The sequence below is a fragment of the Sphingomonas sp. 10B4 genome (assembly GCF_035019905.1).
In the GTDB taxonomy this organism is placed as follows: Bacteria; Pseudomonadota; Alphaproteobacteria; order Sphingomonadales; family Sphingomonadaceae; genus Sphingomonas; species Sphingomonas glacialis.
On sequence record NZ_JASJVC010000041.1, the window covers coordinates 13,772 to 31,662 of the forward strand.

Genomic DNA, 17,891 nt, shown 5'->3' on the forward strand with positions numbered 1-17,891 from the left:
TTTCGGGCATGCCTGCTACCCCGCCGCGTAGGCGAGACCCCGTTCGAGCCCGCGCAATTCGGCAAGGCCCCGCATGCGGCCGAGCAACGAGTAGCCCGGGTTGGTGATCCGCGCGAGATCATCGAGCATCTGATGCCCGTGGTCTGGCCGCATCGGGATGCTGCGGTGTTCGCGCACCGACAAGCGATGCACTGCCGCGACGATCGCTGCCATCGCGGCGTCGCCGCCGAGATGCTCGGCCTCGTGGAACGCGCCGTCGGGCTCGCGCTGGACCGAGCGGAGATGCAGAAAACCGATGCGATCGCCGAGCCGATCGACCATTCCGGGTAGATCGTTGTCGGCGCGAACCCCGAGCGACCCCGTGCATAGGCACAGCCCGTTAGACCGGTTCGGTACGCGCGCGAAGAGGTTGGCGAGGTCGGCTTCGGTGCTGACGACGCGCGGCAGGCCGAAGATCGGGAAGGGCGGGTCATCGGGATGGACGACCAAGCGGATGCCCAGCGCATTCGCGGTCGGACACACCGCCGCCAGAAACGCGACATGGTGCTCGCGCAGCGTGGCGGCGTCGATCTCGGCATAGGTCTCGATCGCGCGCAGGAACGCAGGCGAGGTGAAGCCTTCCTCGCTGCCCGGCAGCCCGGCAATGATCGTCCGTTCGAGCTCGCGGCGCGCGGCCTCGTCCATCGTCGCATAGCGCTGCTCGGCCGCAGCGCAGGTCGCCGCGTCGTAGCTCTCGGCCGCCCGCGGCCGCTGCAGGATGAACAGATCGTAGGCGGCGAGCGCGACCAGCTCGAAACGCAGCGCGCGCGCGCCGTCGGGCAATTCCCAGCCGAGGTCGGTGCGCGTCCAATCGAGCAGCGGCATGAAATTATAGGTCACGACATCGATGCCGCAGGCCGCGAGGTTGGTCAGGCTCTGACAATATTGCGCGATCAGGCGGTCCCACTCGGATGAGCGCGTCTTAATCCCCTCGTCGACCGGCAAGCTCTCGACCACGCGCCAGTCGAGCCCGGCCGCGCGCACCATTGCCTTGCGCGCGGCGATCGCGTCGCGCTCCCACACCGCGCCGTTCGGCACTTCGTGGAGCGCGGTCACCACTTCGGTCGCGCCCGCTTGCCGAATGGCGCGCAACTGCACCGGATCGTTCGGACCGAACCAGCGCATCGTCTGTGTCATTAACACGAATTAGCCTTTCTGCATTTCAACGGGTGCGCGCGGCTTGGCGCGCAACAGGCTCCACAGCACTGCGGCTGCGAGAAGATCGAGCGCCGCCAAGGCGGCAAAGAGCGGGTCATAGCCGAATGCGTCCGCGCTTTGCCCGATGAGCAGCGTGAACAGCATGCCGCCGATCCACGCGGAGGTACCGGCCATTCCGCTCGCGGTGCCGACCGTCCGGCTGTCGAACATATCGGCGCATAGCGTGATCAGCGCGCCGCTCAGCATTTGATGCGCAAAGCCACCGACGCAGAACAGGATGATCGCGACGCCGGGAGATCCCGCAAGGCCGATGCACGCCGGCCCGATCATGCACAGCGCGCCGACCGTCATCGTCACCTTGCGCGACGCGACCAGCGGCACGCCGCGCTTCATCAACCAGGTCGGCAGCACGCCCGCGGCAAGGCTGCCGAAGTCGGCGGCGAGGAAGGGCATCCACGCCCACAGTGCGATGCTCTTGAGATCGAGGTGCCATACCGACACGAGATAGAGCGGGATGAAGAAGTTGAAGGTCTGCCACGCCGGTTCCGCGAGAAAGCGCGGCACGGCGATGCCCCAGAAGGCGCGGCTTCGCAGCAGGTCCTTGCGCGTCGCGGGCTTGGCGCTGACATCCTCGTCGCGCGCCGCGGTGATCGCCGCGCGTTCGGCCGGGCTCAGGCGCGGATGGTCGGCCGGGCTGCGATAGCTCCAATACCATAGCAACGCCCATATCAGGCTGAGCCCACCGGTGACGATGAAGGCGGCCTGCCAGTTCCAGGCGAGGATGCAGAAGGCGACCAGCGGCGGTGCGATCATGTTGCCGACGCTGGTGCCCATCTGGAACACGCTGGTCGCAAGCGGGCGCTCGCGCGGGGGGAACCATTCCGACACGGTCTTGGCGCCCGCCGGAATGGCCGCCGCCTCGCTCGCGCCGAGCAGCGCGCGGAACACGGCGAGGCTCGGCCAGCCGGTCGCCAGCGCGTGCGCCATGTTGGCGAGCGCCCAGCCGAGCGCGAAGAGGAAGAAGCCGAGCCGCGTGCCGAGCGCATCGAGCACGCCGCCCGCGACCGTCTGCATGATCGTGTAGCTCGCCTGGAAGGCGAGCACGACCCAGCTGTAATCCTCGGTCGTCATGCCGAATTCGGTCTTCAGACGCGGTGCCGCGACCGACAGGGTCGAGCGCGCAAGATAGTTGAGGATCGTCCCCAGCGTGACGAGCCCGATCAGCTTCCAGCGGAGCGGTACGTCGCGCCAACCGCGACCGGCGATCCTCAATGCCATGCCGCAATCCTCCGCTGGTGGGTCGACGCGATCATCGCAGGATCTCGATTGCCGAGACGATCGCGTCGCCCGTGCGCGGCACGAACGCCAGGTCGAGCTTGCCGCCGCGAACGGTGACGGTCGCGGTGCGGGTCAGCGCCTTGGCCGATCCACCGGCGCTGCGCGCGATGTCGAGCCCCTGGACGATCGTGCGCCCGTTGGCGGTGACGTCGAACACGCGGGCTCCGGGTGCCAGCGACGGTTCGACGAAGGTCAGCGCGACGCGGTACTGCCCGTCGGCGAGCGGGACGGCATAGCTGAAGCGGCCCTCGCGATAGGTCGCAGCGACGGCTGCGTCCTGCGCTCCGGCGATCACCGCTGCGACGGCGGGCTTGCCGTAATCGGCCGGCTTGGTCAGCGTGCCGGCCTTGCCGCCAGTGAAGAAGGCATCCGATCCGAAGCGTTGCGACGCCTTCGCCGCGACGATCGCGCCGGCGTCGATCCGCACGTTGGCGGCGGCGTCGGGCGACAGCGTCCAGGTGAGGCTATCCTCTACGGTGCCGCCCCGTGCGACGAGCGCGTTGTTGCCGGCCGTGAGCGCGACGTTTTGCCACACGCAGATCCGGTCGGGGCAATCGCTGCGTTGCCCGAGCGAGCGCCCGTTGAGCAACAGATCGGTCGTCGCGGCATTGCTGTAGACGCGCACGTCGGTCACCCGATAGGCGCGATCGGCATAGCGTCGGCCGGTGATGTGGACCGTCGGCGTCGCGCTCCAATTCGCCTTGTAGAAATAATAGGCGTCCTTGCGGATCGCGCGATCATAGGTGACGAGCCCCTTGGTGTTGATGTCCTGCGCGTCGCCCTCGGCACGGATCGTCGTCGCGAAGTCGAACGCGTTCCACAGGAAGGTGCCCCACAGATACGGACGCGCCTTGAGTGCACGCCATGCCTCCTCGTGAACATAGCTCTCATATTCCTCGGGCTGCGTGACGCCGCGTGAATCGATCGGGCCGCCCAGGACATTGTCGCTGTGGATGCTGGTCGCGCCACCTGCGCCATATTCGGTGACCGACAGCGGCTGCTGCGGCCGCTTGGCGTGGAGCATGTCGAGATGCGGACCGAGATCGCCGGGCACGCCGAAATACCAGCCGAAATAGCGATTGGCGCCGCCGAGATCGGCGGCGGTGGCGGTGGTCGGGATCGCGACCCCCTGATCGAACAGCCGCCCCTCACAGCACGTGGCGAGCGCGGTGGGGCGGCTCGGATCTTCGCGATGCGTGAGATCCTGCAGCGTCTTGAGCAACGGCATCGGATCGGGCGTCTTGCCGTCGGGGAAGCCGGTCAGGAAGGCCGGGAAGGAATTGCCGAAATCGACTTCATTGGCGATGCCCCAGGTGACCACCGAGGGATGGTTGCCGTTCTGGCGGATCAACTCGCGCATCTGCTGCTGCGCATTGTCGACCAGCGCGGCGCGCGGCTCGAGCTCGCCGCGCCGAGTCCAGGCGGACACCAGCGGAATCTCGTCCCACAACAGCAGGCCGTAGCGATCGGCGAGGTCGTGGATCGTCTGGCCATGCTGGTAATGCGTCAGGCGGATCGCGTTGACCCCCATCTCGCGCAGGATCGCCACGTCGGCGGCGACGTCGGCGGCGTCGATTGCCCAGCCTTTGCCCTCGTGATCCTGGTGATAGCCGACGCCGCGAAGCTGGACGTGCTTGCCGTTGAGGAACAGCCCCGCCTCGGGGTCGATCCGGATCGTGCGGATCCCGAACGGCTGGCGCACGCGATCGAGCAGACGGCCGCGCGCGTCCGTCACATCGACGGCGAGCGTGTAGAGATAGGGATCCTCGACGCCATGCCACAGATGCGGATTGGCGACCGTGAGCTTCAGTGCCGCTTCCTGCGTCGCCGCCGCGGCGAGCGTTTGCGCCGTCTGCAGCGACGCCGCCACGCGGCCGTTCGTGTCGATCAGACTGGCGGTGATGCGGACCGCGCCCGAACGGCGGCTCGCATTGGCGATGCGCGTCCGCACATCGACCTGCGCGGTGGCCGCCGTGGCGGCGGTGGTGGCCGCGGACACGCCCGAGCCGCCGAAATCGGCCAAGTCGATATGGATCGGATCGACCGCAATCAGCCGCACCGGGCGATAAAGGCCACCATGGACGAAGAAGTCGCCGGTCAGCGGCAGGATGTCGGCGGTCGTCGCGTCCTTGCCGCCGGGCGCGCTATTGTCGGTCCGCACCACGAGCACGTTGTCGCCCGAGGCGCGCAGCGCGTCGGTGGCGTCGAGCCGGAAGCGCGAGAAGCCGCCGGCATGGTCGCCGAGTTTGGTGCCGTTGAGCCATACGCTCGCGGTACGGCTGGCGGCGTCGAATTCGAGCCAGATGCGCTTGCCGCGCATTGCCGCGGGCACGGCGAAGCGCTGGCGATACCAGCCGAGCCCCTGTGTCTTGTTGATCGTATCGGCGCGGTTGATGTGGCTTTGCGGATCGGGGCGATAGAAGCCGACGCGATTCCACGTGTGCGGCACTGCGACCGACTGCCAGTCAGCATCGTCGAACCCGGGGGTGGTCACCGCCTCGGGCGCATCGCCCTGGTGGAACCGCCAGCCGGTCGCCAGCGTGCTGGCAACCCGGGCATCGCTCGCTGCCGCTTCCGCCGCGATGGCCGGGGCGGACGCCATCATCAGTGCGGTCGCAGAGACAAGCGTTGCGGCGGCGATCCCGCGCATAAGACGGTCGTTCATGGTTTTCGCTCTCCTATCCGACCATCGATATCATTGCCGATGCGGTCTTACCAGATGGTGTGCTGTGCCAGTCGCAACTTTCTACCTCGCCGAAAAGGAAATGCGCGGAAGGCCGCAAAATGAGGATAATCCGGGTAATTTGTGGCAGAACCTGACGGTGATCTAACCACATCACGTTTTAACTAACCGTCAGGTGTAGCTAAGTGGCTAGACCAGACTGCGGCTATGCGGTGTCTTTTGAGGGTGAGGATTTATGCGCAACGGTATCGTTTGGCTCGGTGGCGTAGCGGCAGTGGCACTCGCCACTCCGTTTCGGCGCCAGCGAGCCGCGCGGCAACGGCGCCCGTGCCCCACTCGCGACAGCGCGGTCGCTCCCCAAGTGGCGACGACAGCGCCCGTCGCCAAAGGCACTCTGACCGACATCGTGCCGGTCGCCGTCACCGCGATCCCGGACGGCACGCTGATCAACCGCAACGTCGCCACCGTGACCGACCTCACACGCCTCGCGCAGAGCCTGACCGCCCCTACCGGCGCTGTACCGACCAACACTTCGCTCGACATCGGCATCGACGACGCCGTGGATGATTGCGATCTGATGCGTGCCGTCGCCTTTTGCACCAGGATGTCGCAGCTCCCTATGGGATTGGCGCTGCTGCTAAGCGTTTGGCTTCTTCGCCTCGAATGGCGAGCAGGTACATCACCGGCGTGACGATCCGGCTGAGGAAGGTCGAGCTGATCAGCCCGCCGATGATCACCCACGCCAGCGGTGAATACAGCGACGATCCCCCGAGCGCCAACGGAAGCAAGCCGCCGATGGCGGTGACGGAGGTCAGCAGCACCGGGAGGAAGCGGATCTCGCCCGCCTTCTCGATCGCTTCGCGGAGCGGCATCCCGCGTGCGCGCAGTTGCGTGGTGAAATCGACCAGCAGGATCGAATTCTTGATCTCGATCCCGATCAACGCGACGAAGCCGATGATCGCGAGGAACGACAGCGAATTGCCCGTCAACAGCATCGCCACCAGCCCGCCGACGGTGCCGAGCGGAATGACCCCCGCCACCACCATCGTCTCGCGGAAACGCCCGAATTCGAGCACCAGCACGCCGAAAATCCCGAAGGTCGCGAGCAGGATGATCGGCCCAAGCCCGGAGAAATTGCGCCGCGCCGCCTCCGCCTCGCCACCGATGCCGAAGCTGTAGCCGGCTGGCAGGTCGATCTTTGCCAGCCGTTGCGTCACCGCGGTATTGAGGTTCGAGGTCAACACGCCCGGCTGATTGTATGCGGTGATCGTGACGGTGCGCTGCAATTTGTAGCGCGTGATCAGCGGCGGTACGCTCTTCAGCTTGGGGGATGCGATCTCGAGCAAGGGGATGCTGCCGCCGGCGAGTGTCGGCACATAGATGCTCGAAAGCGCCGAGACCGGCTGGTTCGTCGCCATCGGGAGCCGTACGGTGACGGGCCAGGTATCGCCTTCATTGTCGCGCAACCGGCTCGCTTGCTCGCCGCTGATCGCGAGCCGAACCGCACGCCGCGCTTCTCCCGGCGCAACGCCGAGCAGACTGGCCTTCGCGGCATCGAGCCCGAGATCCATGTCGACCCGGTCGAACGCAAAGGGATTGTCGATATCCCGCAAGCCCCGAATTTGTGTCAGCGCCGCACCGACCCGGTCTGACAGCGTTTTCAACACGGCGAGATCGGGTCCGCTGATCCGCACCGCGACGGGGGCTTCGACCGGCGGGCCATTTTCGAAATTGACCAAGGTCACGCGCGCATCGGGATAGGCGGCGAGTGTGGTGCGCAGACGCTTCAACAGCTTGGGGCTTTCACGCACGTCCCAATCCTGCATCGTCACGAAGATATCGCCGTAGCGCGCACGCTCCTCGCGCGGGAAGATGTTGTAGAAGATTTGCGGATTGCCGCGCCCGGCATTTTCCATGACGTTGGCCACCACACGCTCGCGTCGGAGGATCGCCGCGACCTGCGCCACGGCGCGGTCGGTCGCGGTGATCGTGCTGCCCTCGGGCGTTTCGACGCGAACGATGAAATACGGCGTCTCGGCGGCGGGAAACAGGCTGAAGCCTAGCACCGGGACGAGCGCGAACGCACCGACACACACTGCCATCGCCGCCCAGAACCATGTGCGCGGCCGATCGAGCGCGCGGTGCAGGATCGGCGCGTAAATGCGGTGGATCCCCGCCATGATCCAGCGCAGGAGCGCGTTGCCCGCGCCGGCGTGCGGGCGCAGCAGCTTGCTCGCGACGAATGGTATGATCGTCAGCGACACGAGCAGCGAACTCGCCACCGTGACGAGCACCGCCATCGGCAATCCGCGCACGAAATCGCCCGCCCCCTCGGGCAGGAAGGTCAGGGGCAGGAAGGCGAAGAGCAGCACGCCGGTCGCGCCCATCACTGCCGCCGTGATCTCGTTGGTGCCGTTGATCGCGGCATCGGTTGGCGTGTCGCCGTCGCGCAGATGGCGCTCGATATTCTCGGTCACCACGATCGAATCGTCGACCAGCAGTCCGAGCGAGATGATGAAGCCCGAAATGCTGATCTGGTTGAGCGAATAGCCGAGCAGGGCAAGCAGCAGCACGCCCATCGCCAGGCTCAAGGGTATCGAGATCGCGACGATCAGCGACGGGCGGAACCCGAGCGGCAGGATCGTCACCAGCACCAGCGCCAGCGCGATCGCGAAATCGCGCGCGAGTTGTGCCAGTTTGCGCTGGATGTCGTTGCTCTGGTCGAAGCCGATCTTGAGCTTCAGATCGGGCGGCAATTGCGTGCGGACTCTCCCGATCGCCGCAACGAGATCGTTGCGCAACGTCCCCGCATCGGCCTCATCCTTCTGCCGCACGGTCACGAACAATGCGCGGTGTCCGTTGAAGCGCGCGATATGCGTCTGCTCGGCCTCGCTCCAATCGACGGTCGCGATGTCGCCGACGCGCACCAGCCGACCATCACCCGCGCGTACCGGGACCGCGCGGATCGCCTCGACATCACGGTAGGCGCCGCCCGCATCGAGATTGTAACGCCGACCTGCAGCGTTCAGCGTGCCGGCCGGCAAATCGACCCCGCCCTGCTGGATCGCGGTGGCAACAGCGGAGGCAGGGATGCGGGCCTCGGCCAGCCGCCCCGCATCGATCGCGACGCGCACCTCGGGGCTGGCCGCGCCGTCGATGCTGGTCGAGCGCACGCCGCGAACGACGTTCAGCCGGTCGCGCATGTCCTCAGCGAACTTCGCCATGCGGCGCCAGCTCGCGGTGTCGCTGACCAAGGCGAGCTGCAACACCCCCGCCTCGGTCGTACGCGGACGGCGGAAGGCGATGCGTTGGATCCCCTGTGGCAAGCGGTCGCGCACCGATTGCACTTCGCGCACGACGCGGTCGAGCGATTGTTCGGCGTCGGTGCCATGCTCGAAATTGACCGAGATGACCGCCGTGCCATCAGTGCTGGTCGAGCGAATCTCGTCGATCTTGTCGAGGCCCTGCAGCACGTCCTCGAGCGGCTTGGCGATGGTCTCCTCCATATCGGCGGCGTCCGCCCCGGGGAGGATGACCGTCACCACCACGGTCGGGATCGGAAAATGCGGATCGACCGAGCGCGGTATTGCGAGGAACGCCGATACGCCCAGCAATGCGAGCAGCACGAAGGCGACCAACGTCACCTGCCAGCGCCGCACCGCAAAGGCGGTCAGGTTCATCGGGCGGGGCCGAGCGGCGCGACCTTCATGCCGTCGGTCAGCCGGTCGACGCGCGACAGCGCGACCCATTCGCCGGGCTTGATGCCGCCGGTCACGCCAATGCCCGCGTCATTCGCCTCGCCAATGTGGATCTTGCGCAAATGCACGCGCGACGTGGCGAGATCGACGACATAGACCAGCGCCTCGCCCGCGCGCGGGCCGAACACCGCGCTCGGCGGCACCGCGAGCGTGGTCGCACCGACGCCGTTTGCGGTGATCCTGGCATTGCCGATCTGGCCCGACCGCAAGCGCTTGTCGTCGGGCAGCGCGATCTCGACCGCGAAGGTGCCGGTCGCCCGATCGGCGCGCCCCGCAATCTCGATCACGCGCCCGACGATCACAGCATCGTCGAGCGCGGCAAGCGTGGTTTGCGCTGCCGCGCCGAGCGTGAGACGCGCGGCATCCCGGTCCGACACCGGCAAACGCAGCACATAGCCGCTCGCTTCCTCGCCGATCACGAGCACTGGCGTGCCCGCGGCAACGACTTGCCCCGGCTCGGCGAGCCGCGCGAGCACGGTGCCGGGGCCGGGCGCGGCGATCGTCGCATTCGCGCGCTGGAACCCCGCCGCACGGACTTGCGCCTCGGCCGCGAGTAGTGCTGCGCGCGCGCTTTCGAGGCGTGGCCGCGTGATCCAGCCTTGCTTCATCAATCCGTCGCTCCGCGCATATTCCGCGCGCGCGCGCTCGCGCTCGGCGGTCGCGCGCGTCAGATCGGCGGCGACCGTCGTGGTATCGAGCGCGGCGAGGATCTGCCCGCGCCGAACGGTGTCGCCTTCATTGACGCCGAGCCGCGCGATCCGGCCCGCGCTGGTAAAGCCGAGCGAGGTCTCGCGGCGGAGTGCCACGGTGCCGACCCCGGCAACGGTCGGCGCAATCGCGGTGCCACCGATTTGTGCAATCCGCACCTGCGGGACCTGCGGGACATCGTTTTCGACGGCTCGAGTCCCACACGCACTCACCACGGCACACAGAACAAGGCCGATCAACCTTCGCGTGTAAGCCCCAGGTGCCCGATGCAGTCCCGCGCGGTTCGTCGTCAGACAAAAAATCAATCATCTCCTTTGCCGGAAGCAGGCGATAGAAACAAATAATCGATCAGAATCAGTAATATGCTAAAAACTAGATCTATATTTACTAAGTGACACTAAGTGCCGAAAATCTTGCCAAAGGTACGACGGTTTTATCCGATCAGTCTATCTCTGATTGAGACGAATTTGAATATAGGTCGGGTCATTGCCAACCATGAAACGCGCTTGCGCGAAGTCGGGAGGTTTCATCCAGACTTTGGGATTGTTGCTCCAGCCAAGCCCTTCCTTGGGCAGGACGCCAAGCGTCATATCGAGCTTCTGGTTGCTGTTTTCATCATGAAAGGCGGTGATCGCGGCCGGGCCGGTTTCGACGCCTTGAAAGACGCAGGTTGCCGTTCTGCCCGATAGTGTCCCGATGATCCGCTTGGCTGCCAGTTCGGGCTGGCGGGGAAAGCCCTGGGCCGAGCGGAACAGCGTGCAGTGCATCTGGCCGGTTCCGGTTTTCAGGTTTGATACCGTCACTACGATGCTGGAACGCGCGGGCTCTTGCGCTGCACCTGTACACGGTGCGGTTGCGGTGGCGGCTGCGACAGCGAGCAAAGCAAAGTTTTTCATCTTCATGACTCTTTCCTAGTCTCAGGGCGAGTGTTGCGCTGCCGGTGGAGCAAGTCCGGCTTGCCGCGCGTGTCGAGGATCACCGCACCCAGAAACAGGGCCATGCCGGCAAGCGCGGCAATCGCCCCCAGCTTGAAGACCCAATCCAAGTCCGACCCCAGCGCGCGGAGAGCGTGGGCGAGGGGTAGCACCAGCCCGCCGCAACCCGACATCAGGAGATTGAGGAACGACCAGCGCGGCCGGGCTGGCGAATGGCGGTAATAGCCCCCCATCAAGGCGAGCGTGACCCAGCCGAGCAAGTTGAGATGCGCGTGTGCGGCGATCAGGGTATAGTCATCCCTCAGACCCATCAGCGCGCCGACGCCCATCCCGCCCAGGCCGCACAGTGCTGCCAAGCAGAAGAAATATTGCGAGATGCGGCGCTGTCCGCCGTCAGTGTTCGATGGCATCGTTATCGCCCTCCATCGGACAAGAAATAGATCGCCTGTTCCGGGCAGACGGCTTCGCACATCCGGCAGCCGCGGCAGGCGGACGGATCGACCAGCACGGCCTGTTGCCAGCCATGGGCATAGCCCTTTAGGATTCCCCGCAGCGAAAGCCCTTGCCGTTCGACCTTGGGCAGCGGCGCCACCACAAGTGCGTCCCATGGGCATGCAGGCACGCAGGCGGCTTTGCCTTCGCAGCGGTTGCGGTCGATGATCGGCCGGTGCGCGCTTGGGTCCGCGTTCGGGTCAGTCATGGACCAACCCCCGCCGTTCGGCCTCTAAAACGCGGCGATAAGCCAGTTTGTTAACCATCAACACATCCTTGCTGCTGGAGTCACGGTCGAGACGATAGCCACCCTTGGACAGGAGATCGAACGCTGTGCGGCGTGCCTTGCTGGCGGTCAGGTATGTCGCAATCAACTGCGCCTGCCACTCGAAGACGCGCCAGTGCGCGCCGATGGGATGGATCAATCCAACGAAGAAGAGCGTCGGTTCATCTCGATGGAAGATCTGCCGCCGCAGCGCGCTTTTACGCTCCGGGTCATTCGGCTGATGCTTGGGATCGAGGAATGGGAAATCGGCGCGATACCCGGTACTGCACACGATCAAGTCGATGGCATCGCGGTTTCCATCTGCAAAGGTGACGTATTCGTCATCAAGCGCCGCCACCGGCCCGCGATGGATGATGTCGCCGATCGCGTAGAAGGTATAGACTCGCTGATCCATGGTGGGCGGTGGCGGGCTGTCATCTATTGTGTACGGTGGGATCCCTAATTTGGCATTTGTTGCGCCGGAAACGCGAAGCACCGTTTCGGACATCAGCGCGATCATTCGAAACATGCTGGTCAATGGTAAGCGCGCCAGCAGCGCACCGATCAATGGCGGCGGCGATTCCATCATCGCTTCGGTAGGGTGACCTATGAAAAACCGGGGTGTGCAAATGAAGCTGCGGCGCGTGCTATGGTAGACGGCTTTCGCGACCGCCGCAGCCTCGCACAGCACATCCATGGCGGATTGGCCCGCGCCGATCACCAGCACGCGCTTCCCGGCGACCGTTTCGGGGCCGGTATAGTCTTTCGAATGGAGAATTCGCCCGGCAAACGGGCCTTTGAGGTCCGGCATCCGCGGGGTGTCGTGGTGGCCGCTGGCGACGATCAAATGGCTGAACCGGTCTTGCGTGCCGTCGGTAAAATGCAGTTGCTAGCCGCCCGCGTCGCGGCGTGCGCTTTCAAGCGCGCGTCCGCACTGGACATGATCGCGCAAGCCGCACGATTCCGCATAGTCTTGCAGATAGGACAGTACGAGATCGTGGCGCGGATAGGTCGGAAAGGCGTCGGGCATCGGCCGATCCGAAAAAGCCTGTGCCGATTTGGGCGAAACAAGGTGCGTGTTGCGCGCGACGCCGCTGCCACTGTCGGCGTGCCACAACCCGCCAATATCCGGCCGCCGTTCGAATACGGTGATCGCCACATTGGCATCCAGCAGCGCCTTGGCGGCGGCCAGCCCGGCGGCACCCGCCCCGACGATAGCCACATGTCGCTCGGTCTCGGGACTGTGGAGGTCGGCGCGCGCGACCCGCGCGCCGGCGAGCGCCGATTCTTCGACCGCGCGCCGTCCAGAAAGGAGGATTGCCTCCAGCACGCCAAACGCCAGCGCCGTCATCCACGCGCCATGGATCATCGGGACGGCCGCAATCTCGATCATCACGCCGAGCCAGTTGGGATGGCGCACCACCGCATAGATGCCGCCGGTCTCCGCTGCCTCGCCTGGCTTCACGATCGTCGGCAACGTCCAGCGCGACCCGAGGCGGACCATCGCCAAAACGCGCAGGCAGAGCGCGATCAAGGCCAGGCAGATCGCTACACGGCCGATCGAGCGATCAAAGGCGCGGTTCAGCCAGTGCACTTCCGCGAGCATCGCGACGATCCAGCCGCACCTGAGCGCAATGTTGGCCTGGCCGATCCCGCTAGCATCGACATTGACCGCGCCGTGCGCCAGCCGACGCACGACATTATGTCGGCTATACACTGCCAACCCGATGAGCTGGGCCGCCGTCACTGCAACCACGACGTCGAACAGGGCAAGCGGCGCCATGGCGGTCAGTGCCAGTGGACTAGCGTGGCTTCTTGCGAGAATCCCGGACCCATCGCGACGAGCAGCCCGTTGAGGTTGGTGGGTCGGTCGCCGCCGCGCATTATGCGATCCAGCATGACCAATACGGTAGCCGAAGAGATGTTGCCCAAGTCCCGAAGGATATCGCGGCTCGGGCGCATCATCGCTTCCGACAGCTTGAACGCGTGTTCTGCGGCGTCCATGATTTTGGGACCGCCGGGGTGAAGCGTCCAATGGTCGATATCTGCGACGGCCAGATTGGATTCAGCCAGCATCGGCAGGATGACATCCGCCAACGCCTCCCCGATAAAGGTCTTGACCTCGGGCCGCAGGATGTTGCGCATGCCTTCGTCGATATAGTCCAGCCCCATGATGTGCGCCGTATCCGGCACCCAGTTTGAGCGGTTGTCGATAACGGACAGCACGGCCCGGTCGGCCAGTGGATGTTCGTCCCCCACCAGCATCACTGCACCCGACCCGTCACCAAACAGCGCCGCCGTGACAATCGCCATGACGATTTCGCCATAGAGATGAGGCTCGCCTTCGAGGCGCGTAATCATCTTTTGAAGATCCGCTTGAACCGAACCCTGCCAGAGGCCGGATGACAGTTCGCAAGATATCAGGATCGCCGCCTCGTCGGGATGACCCGCGAGATAGTCTGCCACGCGATTGATGCCGGCAACTCCCGCCATGCACCCAAGGCCAGCTAGCGGCATCCGTCGCGTGCTTCTTCCGAAATCGATCCGGTTCATCAGCCGGGCTTCAATGCTGGGGACCGCGGGCGTCAGGGTGACGGAAGCGATCAGCGCAATGTCGCGCGGGCAAAGTCCGGTATCGGCCAGCAATGTGCGGACGTTCGTCTCGGAATGGGCCACGCACGCCTCGACTGCGCTAGCGGCCGAATGCGCGATGGTTGGCGGCGCGCAGAAATTGCTGACACTGAATTCAAAATGCCGTCCGTCGACGCGCACGTTGGCAAAAAGACTTGCGACAAGCTGCCGTGAGAAATCGAGATTGTGCTTGTCGAGGAACGCCACGATCGTCCCAGCGAGCTCCGCCTGAGTGTAATAGGTCGCTGGTAGAGAACTGGCGGACGCGACGATATGCGCCTTAGGACGGGTGGGCGGCTTCAGCATGAAAGAACCTCCTCGGGTGGGGACGTATCTGCTTGATCCAGGAGGTGGTTCTGCACGGCGGCGATGCGGCTGATCCCGGCTAAGGCGGCGTCGGTTGGCACGCCAAAATCCACCAGACATGCAATCTCCGTCACGCCGATCGCGCGGAGCGCGTCGGCGCGGTCGGCGCACTCCTGCGGAGTTCCACACAGCGAGTGCGTCCGCACATAGCGTTCGAAGGCGAATTCGATGACTCGGTCGCGATCGGCATCGCTCAGTTCGTCAAATGCCGGAAATTGCTGTTTCCACAAATCGGTCGAGTCGCGCAGATACCCGAGCAGCGGCTGACGGACGGCGCGACGCACACCCTCCCGGCTCTCGCCGACATAGGTATGCAACATCAGCGTGACCTGCCCACGCCCGTCATGCCCGGCTTTCTCGCGTGCCTCGCGGTAGCAGGTGATTTTTTCGGCCAGCTCGGCTATGGTTTGAAACAGCAGCGCGGTCAGGACGTTGGCGCCCATCTCGCCGGCTTGTCGAAAGCGGTCGATCGACCCCGAGCATGTCAGCCAGAGCCCGAAACCATCCTGTACCGGCCTGGGAAAAGTTCGGACCTCGGCCACCCCACCGATACCGTTGCGGCGCGTTTGCGGGGTTCCCGCCCAAAGCGACGAAACGGTTTCGATCCCGTCGTGCAAATTTGCCAGGCGGCCGGTAAAGGCGTCTGGCATCAAAACGAAATCGTTCGGGTTCCAGCCCTGGCCGAACCCGAGATCGACTCGCCCGTCGGACAGATTGTCGACAACCGCCCATTCCTCGGCGATCCGGATCGGATCGTTGAGCGGCAGAATGACGCTGCCCGCACGAATGCGCAGCCGGCTGGTGACCGCCGCCACTGCCGCGCCGACCACCGCCGGGTTCGGGAAAGCGCCGCCAAAGCGGTGAAAATGGCGTTCCGGCAACCAGACGGCCAAGAGCCCTTGCTGATCGGCCAGGCGGCAGGCGTCCATCAGAAAGCTGTAAATCCCGTCGGGACTTTTGACGCCATCGCTGGCGAAGAACATGAGGCTGAACCGCATGGTCGTGCCGCTGCTCACGCGTTTTCGATCAACTGTCCGACGCCCCGGATAGAGACGCCGTCGAAATAATGCTCGACCTCAATTTCGACCCCGAATTTTGCGCTGATTTCGTGGGTCAATTGCAGCTGCGAAAGCGAATCGATCCCCATGTCGATAATCGGCGTGTCGCACCGCACCAGATCCCGGTCGATCTTGAGATTGCGCGCCACCAATTCGAGCAGCCACGCCTCGGTTTCTGACCGGGGGTGTATCGCCGCGTCTGCATCTGCCGACAGAAGTTCGGTCGTCGTACCAGGAAGTGCCAAACGGTCATCAAAGGTCAGGCAATCGAATTCGCCGTCGGCGTGCATGTCTCTTGCGCGCGACCGTTGAACCTTGCCGCTGCTTGTCCGGGGCAGCGCGCGGGGCCGGACCAGTCCGACCGCAATACCGGCAAGCTGGAATTCAGACGAAAGCGCGCTGCGCATCGCGGCGACAATGTCTGCCGAGTCTATTTTGCTCAGCATTTCGCGCCGGATTTCGGCAATAAGAATAATATCCAGCGGGTTGGACGGCTCAGCTTGGAAGGCGATAACACCGCTTGGCTCGATCGCGGGATGGGAGCGCCACGCGGCTTCTTCCAGATCCTGCGGATGATAATTCAGCCCGCGCACGATGATCAGGTCCTTGATGCGCCCGGTGACGAACAACTACCCATCCGAGACGAAGCCGAGGTCTCCAGTCCGCAGATAGCGCTTGGGTTCGCCGTCGTGGTTGTCCAGCATGGCGAACGGCTGGGGCTGGTCGGGCGCGTCTGCAGTATTCGCGACCCAATAGCCCGGTGTGACGCTCGGTCCCGACACCCAGATTTCCCCGCAGCGGTTCTGCGGCAATCGCTCTCCCGTCGCCGGATCGGCGATCACCAGATCATGCCCCGAGATAACGCTGCCACAGCTCACAAAGGGCTGAATTCCAGCGGCGCTGCGCGTCCTAAACACCACGCGCCCGTGTTTGAGGCCGGTCTTGTCGACGTAACGGACCGCTGCCTGATCTTGCACCGGCACACCCGTTACCATCAACGCGCTTTCGGCGAGGCCGTAACAGGGGAGGAACGCCTTGCGGCTGAACCCGCACTCCGCGAATTTCTCGCAAAAGGCTTCGAGGACCGCGCTCCTGACCGGCTCCGCCCCGTTGGTCGCGACGCGCCATCCCGACAGGTCGAGATCGGCGATCACGGCTGGGCCAATTCGGTCAACGCAATGTTGATAGGCGAAATTCGGCCCGCCGCTATAGCGCGCTTTCGTGTCGACGATGGCCTGAAGCCAACGGGCCGGATTGCGCACGAACTCGGTCGGCGCCATGAAGTATAGGGTAACGCCGGAATACAGCGATCCCAATACCATGCCGATTAAGCCCATGTCATGGTACATGGGCAGCCAGCTGACGGCTGTTTCGCCGGAAGTTGCACCCATATGGCTGGTGATGGCCGCGACATTGGCCAGCAGGTTCGCATGGGTCAGGACCACGCCCTTTGGCGCGCTGGTCGATCCCGACGTATATTGCAGCAGCGCGATTTCGTGTGGTGTCGCGACCCATTCCCCGACATCGGCGCCGAAATCTGTATCGACGGCGACGAGCCGGTCTGGCGATAGCGAAAGCCCCCCGAATTTGGAGACGATTCGGTGGTGCACCGCCGTGCTGGCCAGCACCCACGACGCCGCGCAATGCGTGATGATGCGCCGAGCGGTCAAAGCATCGCGTTGCGGCGGATAAGCGGGAACCGGGATCGCGCCTATCCACTGGCAAGCCAGAAAGCTGGCGATGAAATCTAGGCTGGAGGGAAAGAGCAGAACAACCCGCTCGCCGTGCCGTACGCCAATCGACCGGAGACCGGCGCCGATGGATCGAGCACGCGAGCGGAGCGCTCCATAGGACAGCGCGCCAGCCACCTGACCATCCTGCAAATGGACGAAGGCGCGCGTATCCGGCCGCTCTTCCGCGTGGGTCCTCAACCGCTCGAGGATGGTCTGTGCAACCGTGACACCCCTAGCGGGCGTCGACAGCGACGGTGCAGGAATGATGGCGGTGCGCATCACGTCTGCATCGCGTTAGCGTTGCTAGCGAACCCGCCGATCGCGACGGTTTGCCAAAATTTCTGGTAACGTCTGGCGACGCGCGCGCCGCAATTCGATGTTATGTTGCCTGCGGCGATCCACCGCCTCGGTGATGGAGCAGAAGGTATCCCAATTTTCGGGAATGTCGGGCCGAGTACTATAATTACGGAACGCCGTAGAAATATAAGATTTCTTCATACCCCCTCCCGACTAAATAGATTACGGCAATAGAGATTCATAAATATGGGTTTACATCAAATACAATTTATAAATTTGTATAATTGAAATAAATGTATTTGATCGTTCGTAGTAATTGAAAGAAGCATATGCATATTCTGATTGATGAGCAATAATTCTGGGTAATCAATGTAGGTATAGCCTGACTCATTGAGGAGCCGGAAAAGAGGTTGCGTTGTGGTCCGGAAGC

The 17,891-nt window shown here is 64.3% G+C and carries 13 protein-coding genes and 1 pseudogene; 1 reads left to right on the forward strand and 13 read right to left on the reverse strand.

What is annotated here, in order from left to right; all coding sequences use genetic code 11:
• Positions 1-15 precede the first annotated feature (15 nt).
• The 3 genes from uxuA to QN347_RS12790 are packed head-to-tail and all read right to left on the reverse strand — an operon-like array spanning position 16 to position 5,200.
• Complete coding sequence (uxuA, locus tag QN347_RS12780) at positions 16-1,176, reverse strand: mannonate dehydratase (protein ID WP_322162817.1); 1,161 nt, start codon at positions 1,174-1,176, stop codon at positions 16-18.
• Positions 1,177-1,185: 9 nt separating this feature from the next.
• Positions 1,186-2,475, reverse strand: coding sequence for an MFS transporter (locus tag QN347_RS12785; protein ID WP_322162819.1), 1,290 nt, complete (start codon positions 2,473-2,475; stop codon positions 1,186-1,188).
• 31 nt (positions 2,476-2,506) lie between these two features.
• Positions 2,507-5,200, reverse strand: coding sequence for a glycoside hydrolase family 2 TIM barrel-domain containing protein (locus QN347_RS12790; protein ID WP_322162821.1), 2,694 nt, complete (start codon positions 5,198-5,200; stop codon positions 2,507-2,509).
• Between the two features lie 379 nt (positions 5,201-5,579).
• Between QN347_RS12790 and QN347_RS12795 the strand changes: the two genes are divergently transcribed.
• Complete coding sequence (locus tag QN347_RS12795) at positions 5,580-5,909, forward strand: hypothetical protein (protein ID WP_322162822.1); 330 nt, start codon at positions 5,580-5,582, stop codon at positions 5,907-5,909.
• Here QN347_RS12795 and QN347_RS12800 read toward each other — a convergent pair.
• The 10 genes and pseudogenes from QN347_RS12800 to QN347_RS12845 form a co-directional block, all read right to left on the reverse strand.
• Positions 5,836-8,898 carry an efflux RND transporter permease subunit gene (locus tag QN347_RS12800; protein WP_322162824.1) on the reverse strand — a complete coding sequence of 1,021 codons (3,063 nt, stop codon included), beginning with the start codon at positions 8,896-8,898 and terminating at the stop codon, positions 5,836-5,838. The genes QN347_RS12795 and QN347_RS12800 overlap by 74 nt on opposite strands.
• Positions 8,895-9,842: an efflux RND transporter periplasmic adaptor subunit gene (locus tag QN347_RS12805; protein WP_322162826.1), complete on the reverse strand. Its 948-nt coding sequence runs from the start codon at positions 9,840-9,842 to the stop codon at positions 8,895-8,897. The genes QN347_RS12800 and QN347_RS12805 overlap by 4 nt, the downstream gene beginning before the upstream one ends.
• 288 nt (positions 9,843-10,130) lie before the next feature.
• On the reverse strand, positions 10,131-10,586 hold the full coding sequence (locus QN347_RS12810) for a DUF2141 domain-containing protein (protein WP_322162828.1): 456 nt from the start codon (positions 10,584-10,586) through the stop codon (positions 10,131-10,133).
• On the reverse strand, positions 10,583-11,029 hold the full coding sequence (locus QN347_RS12815) for a hypothetical protein (protein WP_133189476.1): 447 nt from the start codon (positions 11,027-11,029) through the stop codon (positions 10,583-10,585). The genes QN347_RS12810 and QN347_RS12815 overlap by 4 nt, the downstream gene beginning before the upstream one ends.
• Before the next feature lie 2 nt (positions 11,030-11,031).
• A complete protein-coding gene (locus QN347_RS12820) occupies positions 11,032-11,319 on the reverse strand; it encodes a 4Fe-4S dicluster domain-containing protein (protein WP_189675276.1) in 288 nt (95 codons plus the stop codon).
• A pseudogene (locus tag QN347_RS12825) lies at positions 11,312-13,159 on the reverse strand (isoprenylcysteine carboxylmethyltransferase family protein). Before QN347_RS12825 ends, QN347_RS12820 begins: the two are co-directional and overlap by 8 nt.
• A 5-nt stretch (positions 13,160-13,164) precedes the next feature.
• Positions 13,165-14,313, reverse strand: a complete 1,149-nt coding sequence (locus tag QN347_RS12830; RefSeq protein WP_322162829.1) for a type III polyketide synthase — start codon at positions 14,311-14,313, stop codon at positions 13,165-13,167.
• Positions 14,307-15,389 carry a MupA/Atu3671 family FMN-dependent luciferase-like monooxygenase gene (locus QN347_RS12835; RefSeq protein WP_322162831.1) on the reverse strand — a complete coding sequence of 361 codons (1,083 nt, stop codon included), beginning with the start codon at positions 15,387-15,389 and terminating at the stop codon, positions 14,307-14,309. Before QN347_RS12835 ends, QN347_RS12830 begins: the two co-directional genes overlap by 7 nt.
• Positions 15,386-16,060 carry a non-ribosomal peptide synthetase gene (locus QN347_RS12840; RefSeq protein WP_322162833.1) on the reverse strand — a complete coding sequence of 225 codons (675 nt, stop codon included), beginning with the start codon at positions 16,058-16,060 and terminating at the stop codon, positions 15,386-15,388. The genes QN347_RS12835 and QN347_RS12840 overlap by 4 nt, the downstream gene beginning before the upstream one ends.
• Positions 16,061-17,443, reverse strand: a complete 1,383-nt coding sequence (locus tag QN347_RS12845; protein ID WP_322162835.1) for an AMP-binding protein — start codon at positions 17,441-17,443, stop codon at positions 16,061-16,063.
• Between the last annotated feature and the right edge of the window lie 448 nt (positions 17,444-17,891).